General features: G+C 70.6%; 11 protein-coding genes. 4 read left to right on the top strand and 7 right to left on the bottom strand.

The genetic code is table 11. The annotated features are described in order from the left end of the window. Positions 1 to 8: 8 nt before the first annotated feature. The 7 genes from ACH34R_RS19845 to ACH34R_RS19815 all read right to left on the bottom strand — a co-directional run bounded on the left by ACH34R_RS19845 (position 9) and on the right by ACH34R_RS19815 (position 9203). Positions 9 to 2105, bottom strand: coding sequence for a hydantoinase/oxoprolinase family protein (locus ACH34R_RS19845; RefSeq protein WP_397562939.1), 2097 nt, complete (start codon positions 2103 to 2105; stop codon positions 9 to 11). Positions 2106 to 2237: 132 nt separating this feature from the next. Further along, on the bottom strand, positions 2238 to 2903 hold the full coding sequence (locus tag ACH34R_RS19840) for a TetR/AcrR family transcriptional regulator (RefSeq protein WP_397562938.1): 666 nt from the start codon (positions 2901 to 2903) through the stop codon (positions 2238 to 2240). An 85-nt stretch (positions 2904 to 2988) separates the two neighbouring features. Further along, entirely contained in the window at positions 2989 to 4203 is a 1215-nt protein-coding gene (locus ACH34R_RS19835) for an acetyl-CoA C-acetyltransferase (RefSeq protein ID WP_397562937.1), read from the bottom strand. Beyond that, complete coding sequence (locus ACH34R_RS19830) at positions 4200 to 4928, bottom strand: ABC transporter ATP-binding protein (protein ID WP_397562936.1); 729 nt, start codon at positions 4926 to 4928, stop codon at positions 4200 to 4202. Before ACH34R_RS19830 ends, ACH34R_RS19835 begins: the two co-directional genes overlap by 4 nt. Continuing rightward, the gene (locus tag ACH34R_RS19825; RefSeq protein WP_397562935.1) at positions 4925 to 6772 is read right to left on the bottom strand and encodes a dipeptide/oligopeptide/nickel ABC transporter permease/ATP-binding protein; all 1848 of its coding nucleotides are present in this window, start codon (positions 6770 to 6772) and stop codon (positions 4925 to 4927) included. The genes ACH34R_RS19830 and ACH34R_RS19825 overlap by 4 nt, the downstream gene beginning before the upstream one ends. Further along, entirely contained in the window at positions 6769 to 7701 is a 933-nt protein-coding gene (locus tag ACH34R_RS19820) for an ABC transporter permease (protein ID WP_397562934.1), read from the bottom strand. Before ACH34R_RS19820 ends, ACH34R_RS19825 begins: the two co-directional genes overlap by 4 nt. A gap of 5 nt (positions 7702 to 7706) precedes the next feature. Next, positions 7707 to 9203, bottom strand: a complete 1497-nt coding sequence (locus tag ACH34R_RS19815) for an ABC transporter substrate-binding protein (protein ID WP_397562933.1) — start codon at positions 9201 to 9203, stop codon at positions 7707 to 7709. A gap of 435 nt (positions 9204 to 9638) precedes the next feature. On the opposite strand from ACH34R_RS19815, the gene ACH34R_RS19810 reads away from it, so the two are divergent. The 4 genes from ACH34R_RS19810 (at position 9639) to ACH34R_RS19795 (ending at position 14795) form a co-directional block, all read left to right on the top strand. Beyond that, entirely contained in the window at positions 9639 to 9761 is a 123-nt protein-coding gene (locus ACH34R_RS19810) for a hypothetical protein (RefSeq protein ID WP_397562932.1), read from the top strand. After that, the gene (locus ACH34R_RS19805; RefSeq protein WP_397562931.1) at positions 9762 to 9917 is read left to right on the top strand and encodes a hypothetical protein; all 156 of its coding nucleotides are present in this window, start codon (positions 9762 to 9764) and stop codon (positions 9915 to 9917) included. A 441-nt stretch (positions 9918 to 10358) separates the two neighbouring features. Beyond that, positions 10359 to 12905: an NB-ARC domain-containing protein gene (locus ACH34R_RS19800; protein WP_397562930.1), complete on the top strand. Its 2547-nt coding sequence runs from the start codon at positions 10359 to 10361 to the stop codon at positions 12903 to 12905. 156 nt (positions 12906 to 13061) lie between these two features. Beyond that, a complete protein-coding gene (locus ACH34R_RS19795; protein ID WP_397562929.1) occupies positions 13062 to 14795 on the top strand; it encodes a hypothetical protein in 1734 nt (577 codons plus the stop codon). Positions 14796 to 15353: the final 558 nt, after the last annotated feature.

Here is a 15353-nt window from a genome sequence, read left to right as displayed (position 1 = left end):
CTCCAGGCTCAGAGGTGGATGGCGAGGTTGCCGAACCGGTCGATCCGGCCTTCGGCTCCGGCGGGCACCGCCACGGTGGTGGTGGGCACCTCGACGATGGCCGGGCCGGTGATGACGTGGCCGGGGCCGAGCGCGAGGTAGTCGTAGACGTCGGTGTCCTCCCAGCCTCTGGTCAGGTCGAGGAAGACGCGGCGGCGGCCCTTGCGGGCGTCCTCGGCGCTGCCGGCCGGCTTGGGGAGTTCGGGGAGCACGGGCTCCACCGGCAGGGTGCCGACGCCGTGCACGCGGTAGGTGACCAGGTGGATGCCCGCCTCCCGGTAGCCGGTGCCGGGACCGAACCTGCGGACGTACTCCGTCTCGAACGCGTCGCCGATGGCGGCCACGGACGCCTCGTCGAAGGGGCCGTCCGGCACCGGGGTGAGCACCTCGGCCAGTTGCGGGCCGTAGCGGGCGTCGACCTCCCTGCGCAGGACGACGGAGGTGAAGTCCAGTCCCTGACTTTCCAGGGCGGTTCGTACGCGGGCGGCGAGGGTGTCGAAGTTGGCCTGGACGCGGGCGGGGTCGACGGGCAGGGGGGCGGGGTCGCTGAGTTCGGCGGAGACGGTGACGCCGCTGGCGGCCAGGCCGTACGCGGAGAACACGCCGGCGGTCGGGCCGAGCGGGACGACGAGCTGTTCGGCGCCGAGTTCGGCGGCGTAGGCGAAGCTGTGCATGGGGCCGGCGCCGCCGAAGGCGTAGACGACGAAGTCGCGCGGGTCGTGCCCGGTCTCGACGACGACCTTGCGGGCCAGGTCGCCCGTCTGGCCGTTCTGGACGGCGACCACCGCGGCCGCCGCGCCTTCGGCGTCCAGGCCAAGCGGCACGCCGACCCGTTCGAGCAGCGCCTTGGCGGCCAGGTCGGTGGACAGGCGATGGGTGCCGCCGAGGAAGTAGTCGGGGTTGAGTATGCCGCAGACGAGGTCGGCGTCGGTGACGGTGGGATCGGTGCCGCCCCGGCCGTAGCAGGCGGGGCCCGGCCTGGCCCCGGCGCTGCCCGGCCCGACCCGCAGGTTGCCGCCCGCGTCGACGGCGGCGATCGCGCCGCCGCCGGACCCGATCGCGTGCACGCGCAGGGCCGGGGTGTTGACGGGGTGCTGGTTGAGCACCGTCCCCGCGCTGGCGACGGGTACGCCGTCGACGATCATCCCGACCAGGAAGGTGGTGCCGCCGACGTCGGTGGAGACGACGTGGGGATGGCCGAGCAGCCGGGCCAGCCTGGCCGCGCCGACCACCCCGCCGGTCAGCACCGAGCCGACGGTCGTGATGGCGACCTCCGGGGCGCGTCTGGCCGCCACCGTGCCGCCGGAGCCCTGCATGACCAGCAGCGGGCCGGTGAGGCCGCGGTCGCGCAGCCTGCCTTCGAGCGGGTCCAGGTAGGCGCGCAGGGCGGGCCCGACCTGGGCGTTCATGATGGTGGTCGCGGCGCGGGCGAACTCCCTGATCCGCGGGGTCAGCTCGCTGGAGAGCGTGACGTAGAGGCCGGGCGCGACCTCGTGGGCCAGTTCCCTGATCCGCCGCTCGTGCGCCGGGTTCCTGAACGACCAGAGCAGGCTCACCGCGAGTGCGGTCACCCCTTCGGCGACGAGGTGGCGCAGGTGCTCGCGGACCTCCCGCTCGTCCATCGGCACGACGACCGAGCCGTCCCTGTCCACGCGCTCGGTGACCTCGAGGCGGAGCGAGCGGGGGACCAGCGGCGCGGGCTTGCGGGTGTTGAGCGTGTCCTGGGCCTCGTGCGGGGACAGCCCGAGGTAGCGGCCTTCCACGTTCATGATGGCGATGGAGTCGCCGTGCCCCTTGGTGGTCAGGAAGCCCACCTTCGCCACCTGGCCGGTGACCAGCGCGTTGAGCGCCACGGTGGTGCCGTGGGCCACGTGGCCGGTCTCGGCGAGCAGGCCCTCCACGGTCAGGCCCGCCTGGGCGGCGAGCACCTCGAGCGCGTTGTCGAAGCCCTGCTCGAAGTCGGGCGGTGTGGACGGGGTCTTCGCCGTGTGCAGCGTCCCGGCCGAGCCGACCGCCACGGCGTCGGTGAACGTTCCGCCGATGTCCAGGCCGATCACGAATGTCACGCCCGCCTGCCTTCCTGCCGGGTGGCCGCCGATCAGATGTCTGACACGAAGGAAAACTATTCAAAGGATACGTCAAAGTCAATGGTGCGACAGAGGCCGCCACCCGTAGGTGACGGCCTCATCGGACAGGGCTCAGGAAGCCGATCCGCCCTCGCTGACCAGCCGCTCCAGGTGGGTGAGGTCTTCACGCAGCAGCGCGACCGCCCCTTTGACGCCGCTCGCGGGCATCCGGTCCGCGCCGCGGACCAGACCGCGCGAGGCCATCTCGTACATCTCGCGGGCGATCTCCTCGGGCGTGCTCGGCCCGTCAGGCTTGTACCACCAGGCGATCCAGTTGATCATGCCGATCACCGAGAACGCCGCGATCCGCTCGTCGACCGGCCGGAACTCCCCGGACCGCACCCCATCGGCGATGATCTTCGTGAGTTCGTCGAGAATGCGGCCCTTACTGGTGTGATGCTCCCGGAGGATCTCCGCGGGCAGTTCCGCCTCGTTACGCTCCAGCAACCGGAACCGCAGCGGGCTCTCCGCGATGCGGGCCACGGTCGTGGACACCACCACCCTGAGCTTCTCCGCGGCACCGATGTCGGTCCGCTCGCGCAGCCTGCGCAGCTCCTGCGAACCGCTGCCCGTGACACCCCTGACCAGCTCCTGCAGCAGCGCCTCCTTGCTGTTGAAGTAGTAGTAGAGCGCCGGCCTGGTCATCCCCATCGCCTCGGCGATGTCGCGCAGGCTGGTGCCGGCGAAACCCCGCTCGGCGAACAGCACGGCGGCTTTCTCCAGCACCGTGTTGCTCATGAGTTCCTTGCGCGAGCTCGTGCTGGCCAACAGACGGACCCCTTCCGCTCGATCGACGGCTCCGTCCAATACTTTACGGCAGGGGTTACAACCGTTCCACGATCGCCGCCATACCCTGGCCGCCGCCGACGCACATCGTCACCAGGCCGACCGTGCCGCCGGAGTCCCGCAGGCCGTGCAGCAGGGTGCCGATCAGCCGCGCGCCGGTCATCCCCGGCGGGTGACCCATCGCGATGGCCCCGCCGTGGACGTTCAGCCGGTCGGGGGGCACGCCGAGGTCGTCCGCGCATGGGATGGCCTGCGCGGCGAACGCCTCGTTCAGCTCCACCAGGTCCACGTCGCCGACGGACATCCCGGCCCGGCGCAGCGCCTGCCGCGCGGCCTCCACCGGGCCGAGGCCCATGACCTCCGGGCTGAGCGCGGACAGCCCGGTGGCCACCACGCGGCCGAGCGGTGGCACGCCCAGCTCGCGGGCGCGGCGGTCGCTCATCATGACCAGGGCGGCGGCGCCGTCGTTGACCGGGCAGGCGTTGCCCGCGGTGATCCGGCCCGCGGGATGCAGCACGGGCTTGAGCGCGGCCAGCCTCTCCAGGGTCACGCCGGTGCGCGGGCCGTCGTCGCGGTCGGCGACGCCGCCGCCGGGCAGCGGGACCGGGGTGATCTCCGCGGCCCAGAATCCGGCCTCGGCGGCCTCCGCGGCCCGGAGCTGCGAGCGCAGCGCGAACGCGTCCATGGCCTCGCGGGTGACTCCGCGCAGGCGGGCCACGTACTCGGCGGTCTGGATCATCGTCAGGTAGGCGTCCGGCCGTTCGCCGAGCGCGCGGGGGTCGGTCCAGGCGAAGTCGCCGCGTTCCGCGTGGCCCGCCGTACGGCGCGCCGCGCCGGCGTAGAGCGGGTTCGGGTCGCCGGAGCTCTCGGCACTGCCGTATCGGTGGCGGCTGGCCGCCTCGACGCCCGCGACGACGAAGGCGTCGCCCTCGCCCGCGCGGATCGCGTGGGCGGCCATCCGGGCCGCCTGCAGGCTGGAGGCGCAGTGCCTGGTCACCGTGGTGCCGGGCAGGGTGTCGAGGCCGAGCAGCAGGGCGACCATGCGGGCCAGGTTCCAGCCCTGCTCGCCGCCGGGGCTACCGCACCCGAGCAGCAGGTCGTCGAGCTCGGCCGGATCCAGCTCGGGCACCTTGGCCAGGGCCGCCGAGACGGCTGCCGCGGCCAGGTCGTCGGCCCGCACGTCGCGCAGGCAGCCCTTGCCCGCCCTGCCGATGGGGGTGCGGGCGCTCGCGACGATGACCGGTTCGTTCATGGTGACTCCTCGTTGAGCGCGTCGAGCAGTGCGCGGGTGTGCGGGTGGCTCGGGGCGCGCAGCACGTCGGCGCACGGCCCCTGCTCCACGCACTCGCCGCGGTGCATCACCGCGACCGTGTCGCACAGGTACCGCACGACGGGCAGGTCGTGGGCGATGACCAGGTAGCCGATGCCGAGGTCGGCGCGCAGGTCGCGGAGCAGGTTGAGGATGAGCGCCTGGACGGAGACGTCCAGCGCGGAGGTGACCTCGTCGAGGATCAGCAGCTTCGGCTTGGCCGCCAGCGCCCTGGCGATGGCGACGCGCTGGAGCTGGCCGCCGGACAGCTCGTGCGGGTAGCGGCGGAGCAGGCCGTCGGCGAGGCCGACGCGTTCCAGGGAGGGGCGCTCCGGCGATCCGCTCCGCCTGGCCGCCTCGGCCAGCGTGGCCGCCACGGTCATCCGCGGGTTCAGTGATCCGTGCGGGTCCTGGAAGACCAGCTGAACGCCGGGGTCGGGGACGCGCCTCAGGCCGGGGGCCCGCAGCCGCCTCCCGTCGCGGGTGATCTCCCCCGCGGCCAGCGGCACCATGCCCACCACGGATCTGGCGAGGGTGGACTTGCCCGAACCCGACTCGCCCACCACTCCGACGGCGGCGCCGTCGGGCAGGTCCAGGTCCACGTCCGACACGACGCGCGGGCCGGCACCGTACCTGATCGTCACGCCCCGCAGCCGCAGCCCGTTCACGCCTCCACCGCCCAGCAGGCCGTGCGCCGGGCGCCGGGGTGCGCGCGCAGCGGCGGGCGTTCCTTGGCGCAGCGGTCCTCGGCCCTGGCGCAGCGTGGGACGAACGCGCAGCCCTCCTGCCGCTCGCCCGGCCGGGGCGGCTGCCCGTCGAGGGCTGGAAGCGGCCGGTCGAGCGGGGTCGTCATGGTCAGCGTGCTGCCGACCAGCGCCTGGGTGTAGGGGTGCAGCGGACGCGCGATCACCTCGCGGGTGGGTCCCTCCTCCACGACGCGGCCCGCGTACATCACGACCACCCTGTCGCACAGCCCCCGCACGACCGACAGATCGTGCGAGACGAGCACGATCGCGGTGCCGCTCGCGGCGTTGGCCTCGCGGAACAGGTTGAGGACGGCGCGCCGCAGCGTGTTGTCCAGGGCGGTGGTGGGCTCGTCGGCGAGGAGCAGGCCCGCCCGGCCGGCCAGCGCCATCGCGATCGTCGCCCTCTGGCGCTGCCCGCCGGACAGCTCGTGCGGGTACTGCCGCAGCCGCCGCTCCGGCTCGGGCACGCGCACCTGCCGGAGCCCCGCCAGTGCCAGCTCCCGGGCCTGCGCCCGGTTCATCCCCTGATGCGTCCTCGGCACCTCGGTGAGCTGGGTCTCCAGCCTGAGCGAGGGGTTGAGGCAGGCGGCGGGGTTCTGGAAGACCAGCGCGAGGCGGGTACCGAGCAGCCGCCTGATCCGCTCCCCCGGGCCGGCCCGCAGGTCGTGCCCGTCGAGCGTCAGCGCGTCCGCCAAGGACTCCACCGGGTACGGCAGCAGCCGTGCCACCGCGAGCATGGTCATCGACTTGCCCGACCCCGACTCCCCGACCAGGCCGACGATCTCGCCTCGGCCGACCCGCAGATCGACGCCGGACACGATGGCGGGGGCTTCCGGTCCCGCCCCCGCGGTGACGGTCAGCCCCTTGACGTCGAGCAGCGCGTCGCTCTCTGTGCCGGTCCCTGCGGCCAGGGCCGGGTGCCGCGCGGCCCGCCGCGCCGTCCAGACCGACGGATTGGCCACGCGGGCCATCGCCTCCCCCGCCAGCCCGAACGCCAGCCCCGCGAGCGCGATCATGACGGCCGGGGCGAGCGCGGCCAGCGGCGTGACGTACATGTCCATGACGCCCTGGGACAGCATGCCGCCCCAGTCGAAGGCCGGAGGCTGCACGCCGACGCCGAGGAAGCTCAGCGAGGAGACCACGACCAGAGCGGCGCCGGCGACGACCGACAGGCTCACGGCGAGGCTGTCGGCGATGTTGGGCAGGACATACCGGACGAGGATCCTCGGCCGACCCACCCCCAGCCCCCAGGCGGCGGCCACGAAGTCGCGGGCGAGGACCGCGGTCGCCAGCGTGACCACGATGCGGGCCACGGCGGGGGCGCCGGCCACGCCGACCGCCACCGCCGCGCTCGCCGTACCCTCGGGCAGGATCAGGGTGACGATGATCGCGACGAGGATGGCGGGGAAGGCCAGCACGGCGTCGAGCACCCGCAGCCCCACCTCCCTGGCCCGGCGGCTCAGCACCGCCACCAGACCGCCGAGCAGCAGCCCGGCCAGCGCGGCCACGGCGGCGGCCAGTAGGCCGAGCCCCAGCGAGGTACGGGTGGCGACCAGTGTGCGGATGAGCACGTCGCGGCCCAGCCGGTCGGTCCCCAGCCAGTGCTCGGCGCTCGGCCCCAGCACGGCCGTGGCCGGGTTCAGCGCGGTCGCCCTGTCGCCCCACAGGATCGGCGCGACGACGGCGACGACCGCGAGCAGGGTCAGAACGGCCAGGGCGACCGGCCCGGCCGAGGTGGAGCGGAAGGCCCGCAGCGCGGCGGTCATGAGGACACCGTCCTGGTCCGCGGGTCGAGCAGCCGCAACGCCCCGTCGACACAGCTGTTGACCACGACGATGGACGCGCCCAGCAGCATGATCACGACCTGCACCACCGGGTAGTCCCTGGCCATCACCGACTGCACGAGCTGGGAGCCGAGGCCGGGCAGGGCGAAGACGTTCTCGATCACCACGGCGCCGCCGAGCAGCCCGGCGAAGATCAGGCCACCGACGGTCAGCGCCGAGGTCAGCGCGTTGGGCAGCACGTGCCTGCCGTAAACGATGACGGGGTGCAGGCGTTTGGCGCGGGCCGTGCGGACGTAGTCGTGGGCGAGTACGGCCAGCGTCTCCACCCTGATCACCCGGGCCAGGACGCAGACGGGCGCCAGGCTGACCGCGACGGCCGGTAGCACGAGCCCGGCCGGATCGGCCAGCCCGGCGACGGGCAGCCAGCCGAGCCCCACCGCGAACACCAGCGCCAGCACCGCCCCGGTCACGTACTCGGGGACGGCGCCGACGAGCGAGGTGCCCGTCGTGAAGGCGGTTTCGACGCCGGGACGGCGGCCCTCCCGCGTGAGGGCGGCCATGGCGATCCCGAGCGCGACACCGGTCAGCATCGTCACCGTGATCCCCGTGGCCGCGAGCCGCAGTGTCACGCCGAGGCTGCCGCCGATGACGTCGGTGACCGGCTCGCCCGTCCTGAACGAGCGCCCGAAGTCCAGGCGCAGGCCGTCCGTGACGTACTCGGCGAACTGCCGGTGCAGGGGAAGGTCCAGGCCGAGCCGGTGCCGTACCGCGGCGACCTGCTCCGGGGTGGCGTTGAGCCCGGCGATCCGCACGGCCGGGTCGCCCGGCACCAGGTGCAGCAGCAGGAAGGAGGCCACCAGCAGGGCGGCGAGCAAAGCGGCCATGGTGCCGAGGCGGCTCAGGATCCTCATGCCCGTCACCGCCGGGCGAGTTCGTGCGGGTCCACCATGGTCCCGCCGCCGGCCAGGCCCGCGGCGAAGCCGTCACGCACGAACCAGTACGCCTTGTTGTGCACCAGCGGGACCACGTCCGCGTTCTCGACGATCGCCCGCTGCGCGTCCCCCCAGTGCCGGCAGCGTTCTTCGCCCAGCGAGGCCTGCGCCTTGGCGACCGACGCCTCGAACGCCTTGTTGCCGATGCTCGCGAAGTTCGCGCCGTCCGGAGGCGCCGCTCCCGTCACGAACATCCCGAGCGCGCCGAGGCTCGGGGCCAGCGGAGTGAACGGGTAGACGGTGACGTCCCAGTCGCCCGAGGTGAACATCACCTCGGCGAAGCTGTTCAGCTCCACGAGCTGGAGCCGGACGGACGCGCCCGCCTTACGCAGCGCCTCCAGCACGTACTCGTACCCGGCGGCGTAGTCGGTCGAGCCGACCAGCTTGAGGTCCACGTCCACGGTGGCCGCCGCCGCGGCGGGCGGTCGCACCACGCGGTGGCAGGGCACCTCCTCGCTCACCACGCTGCCGGCCGGCTCTCCCTCGCCGAAGAACGCCGCCTCGTTGAAGCTCTGCGCGCTCACCGCGCCCGCCAGCGCCCTGCGCACCGCGGGGTCGGCTCCCGGCCTGCCCTTCGCCTGGTTGAAGACCAGCATGAAGGAGCCGTAGATGAGCTGGCTGACCGGCTTCACCGCCGGGTTCGCCCGTACCCTCGCGAGATCCGGCCCGCCGACCCAGGACACGTCCAGGTCGCCGGCGGCGAGCATGTTCGCCGCCGTGCTGTCGTTCTGGACGACCTTGAAGGTGACCGCGTCCGGGTAGCTTCCCTCGCGCTCCGGCCCCCACGTGTATCCCGGGCGGGCGGTCAGCCGGTAGCTCGCGCCTCTGGTCGAGGCCGCCAGCGTGTACGGCCCGCTGCCCGCGGGGGTCGCCGCCAGCGTGTCCGCGGCCCGCAGCCCCTCCGGGCAGATGATCGAGGCCATCGGCTGGGCCAGGCCCATCAGCAGGTCGCTGTACGGCCGCCCGGTCCGCACCGTGACCGTCCGCGCCGCGTCATCGGCGGTGACCGTGTAGCCGGAGCCGCCGAAGACCAGGCTCGCGTACGGCGCCGCGGTCTCCTTGGCGCCGAGCCGGCGCAGGGAGGCCGCGACCATGGTGGGCGTCAGCTCGGTTCCGCTCGCGCAGCGGGCGCCTCGGCGCAGGGTGAGCCTGACGGTGTCGGGGGTCTGCGTCCACGATTCGGCGAGATAGGGGACCACCTTGCCGTCGGCGACCGTGACGAGCCTGTCGTAGAGGGTCGTGACGAGCTGGTAGCCGTACGTGGTGCGGGTCTTGGCGGGATCCAGGGAGTCCCAGTCGGAGTTGAGTCTCACCACCAGGTCCCGGCTGGACTGCATGCCGCCGCCGGGTCCGGCGCAGGCCGTGAGCGCGATCGCCACGGCGAGCAGGATGCCGAGCGGATGGAGAGAACTGCGAGCCATCGTCATGGGCTACCGCCTTTTCTCGACAGATGCGTCAAATAATGCACGCCTACGTCAGACCGGTCAACGCCCAGCACCGGGAACCGCTTCGCCGACGAGCCCGCGACCTCCACCTGCGAGTGAATGCTTCGACCCCCCACTAGCCTCGTCCGCGCAACCGAGTCGAGGGCGGGCGATCTTGACCATACTTCGCTAAACGAAGTATGACCCTCCGCATACCCAAAAGATCATCTGCATACGCAAAAGATCATCTGCGCCTTCGGGCCACCTCGGCCACCGGCCCCGAGCCCACGAAGACCCGAATGTGATCCACCGCCGGCGCCGAAGAGGCGGTACACGACCGCAGGCGCCGGACTCGTCGCCGTCCTCCTCGCCGGAACGATCGGCATCGCCCCCGCACTCGCCCAGCGGGAGGCGGCCGGGAAGGCGAGCAGCGTGACCCTGATGACCGGCGACCGCGTCGTGGTCGTGGTCGTGGTCGTGGTCGTGGTCGTGGTCGTCGGCAAGGGGTACCGCGTGGAGCCCGGCCCCAGCAGGCAGGTGGGCTTCATGAAGTAGGTGCGCGAGGGCCACCTGTACGTGATCCCGTCCGACGCGCGGCCCCTGATCGCCTCTGGGGTCCTCGACAGGCGGCTGTTCGACGTCACCCGCCTCCTGGAGTGGCGGTACGACGACGCCGACACCACCGACATCCGCCGGGCCCTGCCCCTTTGACGAGCGCGGGCCGCGGTGTTTCACCGCCGCAGCCCACAGAACCTCAGCGACAGTGCCGCTTCTGTAAGAGCCAGCGGCCCCACATGACAGCCCGTCCCGAGCCCGCCCATATGGGCATCATTTTATGCTGTTCTATCCATGATTAATCCGGTTTTCCTGGCAGGCCATGCCGTCGTGTGCCACATCGGTGCCTGATATACGCGCATATGATGAGCGCACCATGTGTCACCGGTGTGCCCACCGCCGCCATAGCACGAAAGCGCACCTCACAGAAGGGGTTCTCAGGCGCATCCGTGATCGAAACCGTCCATGAACAAAGCGTATAACGGTCTCCACAAAACTCGACATTATTCAGAGAGTTGCGCTCACAAGGGCGGCCCGGGTGCCAGGCTGGGTGGTGATTCAGTGATTCGCGGTGAGATCGCACCGGGGATGGGGCGGATGGAGCTGGACCTGGCCAACGCCGTACTGGGCGCGCTGGTGCAGACAGTCGGGGCAAGCGCAGGCCGCCGATTAATGCGGACGACCTCGGGATCGGCCGTTCAGGCGGCACTGAACAAAGCAGTCTGGGCCGCGGTCGAGCCCGCCCTCACCCCATTGCTCACTTCTAAGGGGGCGACGGGTGAACTGGTTCGGGCCGCGGTTGCTGACCGGCTCGAAAACCGGCTAGACGTCGATCCGGCGACGATGGCCGATCCGGCGACGATGGTGGCGGCGTGGCTGGCGCCGCTGGCCGAGCCGGTCGAGGCCTTGGACGGATGCGGCTTCTTGGCCTACCACCACATCGATGCAGATGTGCTGGCCGACCGGCTGGTCGAGCAGATCCTACGCCGCGTCATGCAGGATGCGATGGAGGGTGGGCCGCTGACGCCGCTGTGGACGGAGCTGGCCGCCTCCCGCCGCGACCGGGCCTCCATCAACCGAGATCGGGGGCTTGATGCCAAGCTGACGAGGCTGATCGCCCAGAGCCAGGAGATCTTGGCTCAATTCGGCGCACCCACCAGCGGGCGGAAGGCACGGTGCCGGGTGGGGGTAATCCCATCGGCGGCGAGCTCCTTCCAGTCACGGGCGGTCGCCGATCGGTTGGCAAACCAGATCGGCGGCGGGGGGACGGTGGTGCACACCCACACCCCGGCATCCCCCCGGGAAGTCTCGACGGGATCCGTGGTCCGGGCGGAGGTGGCGGTGCTGATTGGGATGGGCGGGATCGGGAAGACTCAGCTCGCCGCTGCCTATGCCCGCTCAGCCTGGCAGCAGGGACACGTGCGGGTACTGGTGTGGGTGGCCGCTTCCTCCCGTGACCAGATCGTGGCTGCCTATGCCCAGGCCGCCGCCGAACTCGGCCTGATCGACGGGACGGCGGGCGCGCCAGTGGCAGCCGAGCGGTTCCTGGCCTGGCTGCCCGATGCCAGCGTGCCGTGGCTGGTGGTGCTCGACGATGTGCAGGACCCCGGCGATGTGCAGGGCCTGTGGCCTCCCGCTGGACACGACGACGGGGGGATGGGACGGGTTGTGGTGACCACCCGGCGTCGGGATGCCGCTTTGGCCGGGCGCGGCCAAGTGATCGAGGTGGACGTGTTCACCCCCGCCGAGGCGCGGGCGTACCTGACCGGCAAGCTCGCCGCCCACCACCGCATCGACGACGCCGAACAGATCGATAGACTCGCAGCCGATCTGGGGCATCTGCCACTAGCGCTAGCCCAGGCGGTGGCCTACCTGATCGACGCCGGCCTGGAGGTGGCCACCTATCGGGCCCGGCTGGCCGATCGCCGACGTACACTGGCCGAACTGGTGCCCGAACCCAGCAGCCTGCCCGATGACCATCAGCTCATCGTTGCGGCGACTTGGTCGCTGTCGATCCAGCGCGCCGATGCCGCGCACCCTGCCGGGCTGGCCCGCCCGCTGCTGCAACTCGCTAGCCTGCTGGATTCCAACAGCATTCCGCAGACCGCGTTGGTGAGCCGGCCCGCGCTGGATTATCTGGCCGAGTGCCGCGCCGGCGTGATCTCCACCGCTTCCAGCGGCATCGCCCGATACCAGGCCCGGAAGCGGGAGGCAGTGGTCGAGCAGGACGCCCGGGACGGACTGCGGGTGTTGCACCGGTTCAGTCTCATCGACCATGACCCCACCTCGCCTTGGCAAGAGGTACGCGTCCACCAGCTCATCCAGCGCGCCACCTGCGAATCCTTTACCCCCACTGCCATGGTAGGGGCCGCGCACGCCGTCGCTAACGCCCTTGATCATATATGGCCGCAGGTCGAACGCGACCAAGCCGGGCCGGTTCTCCGCGCCAACACCATAGCGCTGGCCTCCGCTACCGGTACCGCCCTGTGGCAGTGGCACAATGAGGCCCATCCGATCCTGTACCGTGCCGCCCGCAGTCTCGGTGAAGCCGGACAGGTTCAGGCCGCCATCGACGAATACACCCGCCTGCACACCACCGCCCTCCACCTGTTCGGCCCCGATCACATCGACACCCTGTCGACCCACGGCAGCATGGAGTACTGGCGGGGCCGGGCGGGGGATGCGGCCGGAGCCGCCGTCGCCACCGCCGAACTGTTAGAGGACTGCCTTCGGGTACTGGGACCCGACCACCCCGACACCCTGTGCACCCGCAGCAACCTCGCACGCTGGCAAGGCGAGGCAGGAGATGCGACCGGAGCCGCCGCCGCGTTCACCGAACTGCTAGCCGATCGCCTTCGGCTACTGGGACCCGACCACCCCCAGACCCTGTCCACCTGCAGCGACCTAGCGCACTGGCAGGGCTTGGCGGGAGGTGCGACCGGAGCCGCCATCGCCACCGCCGAACTGCTGACCGATCGCCTTCGAGTACTGGGACCCGACCACCCCCACACCCTGACCACCCGCGACAACCTCGCGTACTGGCGAAGCGAGGCGGTTTCAATCGATGATCCAGTGGAGACGCACAGTAGCCGCGGTGATGTACAGCAACTGCCGGGTCCGTCCCGCGAACGTCGGGCAACGTGAAAGCGACCTCGGCAGGCAAGTGAGCCCCACAACGAGGGACTCGGGCTGAACCTGTGATCGACGCCACTCGCCGAACCGGGGGACGTCATGAGCCTCGACGGAGCTCGGCTCGATCGCTGGAACCGCCCTGCCCGTTAGATTCAGACCGCTATTGTCGTGGACGTGTTCAGCGCGTATAGCCAGAACGACATACTGCTCTCGATGATGAAAAGTCTGCTCGGGGACGAGGTTGATCTGGAACCGGTCAAGAAGGCATTCGAGTCCACCAAGGGGGACTTCGCAGCGAAGTTCGCTGCTGCGGTGCATGCGCGATTCGCTCAGATGGTCGTACCGGAGCTGTTCATCAACGTACCCGAGCATCCGGAGGAACTTCGCAAAACCGAGCTGGAAAGGCTCGTCCGGCCGGCTGCCGACGGCTCCCTCCGCTCATATCCGACCAAGGGCGAATTGCTGGCCCAGGCAGAGCGGATCAGGCGGCGGCAGAACCGCCGCCCACCATGGATTCCGCGCGTGGACCGAAACGGCAAACCCATACCGAGGCAACGCACCGACTCGTTCGACACGGAGACCCGCCCCGCACGGCCTCTGATGGTCACCGCCCTTGCTGAACTTGGCGACGTGACCGTCCTGCTGCCGGCTCTGGACGAGGAACGGCCAGATTTGACCATGATGCCCGGCGGGATCGGAGAATGGGAAGCGGCCCTGTGCACGGTCCTGGGCGTCACCAGTGAGCGCGGGCCCGCCACCACCGTCCCGATCGACGCGAAGGCCAACGAGGCGCTGGTTCCCGAGGACACCCGCTGGTGGACCACCGAGCCACCGCAGTCGCGGGCGGCGGCACAGGATCCGGGAGTGGCGAGCGAACTGCTTGCCACCTCGGCGACTCTAGGAGGGCTGCCGGTCACCGACAACACCCAGCACGACAGCGAGATGCTGGATATCGCACTCGTTTCCGCCGGCGACTGGCGGCACAGCGTCCGTTGGCTGCTTGATGCATGGGAGCCCGGCGATGGTTCGAGTACGCTGGCCGTCGCCCGCGCGGCCGTCGCCGGCTGGACGAGCGAGGACCGAAGCGGACTGATCGTGTACGTGTACGGCGGAGCCCTGCACAGTACGGAAGGTCTGATCGGTGTCCCCAGCCCACTGCATAGTTACCTGCTTTGGGCGCGCCGAGCCGCCGACGGTACAGACACGGTGGACGCGGTGCGTCGAGTGATCCTTTCCTGTCCAGGGGAGGACTGGTGCCACCGAGGCGGCTGCCCCGAGGGGGGTTTTCTGGAAGCGGCCGAACTGCTCACGTCGATCGCCACCACCGGTGACATTGCCGACGTGGCCGACCGGGACGGTACTTGGGCCGGGGAGACCTACCGGCAGATGTACGGTGCCGACGGCGTCGATAACCATTCAGAGGATGTCCTGGATTACCTGGCGGTGAAGCTGTCGGGTGCTGGCTGGGTCGAGTTGATTCGATCGATATGGGAGGGCGGAATGGAGGAGTCGTTGCTGCGCCGGGGCGAACATTGCCTGACCGCCTTATACGATCCGGTCACCCGTCAGCTCCGATTGATCGATGGCCAGCCTGAACTCGAGAACATGCTCCAACTGCTGTCCGATGACGGCGTACTCATAGGCAACGACGACCACCTGACCGTCGAAACCGGCGAGCGCGCGGCACAGGAGTGGGGGAACGAACTCCTGACCGCGGCGGAGGATTTACTACGCGGACGTATCAATGAGCTACAGCAACCATCTCTCCCTGTCCAGGGGACCCTGCTCGGGCTACACCCACATGCCGACGGAGCCTTGAGGGCGCCAGAATCGATACCCCTCGCAGAAGGGCAACTCACTGTTCTGCTGCACACTGCCGGGCTTCTCAGCGGCGACGAATGATCGCACCTAGTGCATAACCATGCGGTTCCAGGTCAGGTAGAAAAGGATCCCGCCGGCCGCCAGGCCTCCGGCATGTGCGGACGCCGCAGGGGCGAACTTGCCTTACGTGGCATAACGACCTTCAACCTGCCGACCAGCAGGTTCACCGACAACCCAGATGCAATCGTAGGCAAGCCAGGCGTGCTGTGATCATGCTCGCCATGAACTGCGTCTTCTGCCGCATCGTCGCCGTGGACACCCGACCTGCGAACGCGAATGTACCCATGCACTCATCGTCCGCCTCTAACCTCGATCTTTCTCGACCTTGAGCTGGCCGGCTGAGGGATTCGGCTGGAGGTCGATTGCCCCGCTGCGGTCAGCGTGGATGCCCGGCTGTCGCGCCGGGTGGGCGGGTTCCACAGGCCCGCGGTTTCCTTTCCTCGTCGCGGGGACGGTTGGGTGGTGGTCAGATCGGCGTCGGCAGGGCGTGCAGGCGTGCCAGGGCGGTGATGATCGGGCGGGCCCAGGGCCATTGCGCGGGGATGCGCAGGTGCAGGCGGCGGCCCCCGCGTACCAGAC

The organism is Spongiactinospora sp. 9N601 (genome assembly GCF_044326295.1).
In the GTDB taxonomy this organism is placed as follows: Bacteria; Actinomycetota; Actinomycetes; order Streptosporangiales; family Streptosporangiaceae; genus Spongiactinospora; species Spongiactinospora gelatinilytica.
The sequence above is the reverse complement of the archived record's forward strand: the minus strand, read 5'-3'. Positions and strand labels throughout refer to the sequence as shown.

Coding starts and splice junctions, on each gene's coding strand:
- ACH34R_RS19800 (WP_397562930.1), top strand. CDS start 10,359: ATGGAGCTGGACCTGGCCAACGCCGTACTGGGCGCGCTGGTGCAGACA.
- ACH34R_RS19840 (WP_397562938.1), bottom strand. CDS start 2,903: ATGAGCAACACGGTGCTGGAGAAAGCCGCCGTGCTGTTCGCCGAGCGG.
- ACH34R_RS19825 (WP_397562935.1), bottom strand. CDS start 6,772: ATGACCGCCGCGCTGCGGGCCTTCCGCTCCACCTCGGCCGGGCCGGTC.
- ACH34R_RS19835 (WP_397562937.1), bottom strand. CDS start 4,203: ATGAACGAACCGGTCATCGTCGCGAGCGCCCGCACCCCCATCGGCAGG.
- ACH34R_RS19815 (WP_397562933.1), bottom strand. CDS start 9,203: ATGGCTCGCAGTTCTCTCCATCCGCTCGGCATCCTGCTCGCCGTGGCG.
- ACH34R_RS19820 (WP_397562934.1), bottom strand. CDS start 7,701: ATGAGGATCCTGAGCCGCCTCGGCACCATGGCCGCTTTGCTCGCCGCC.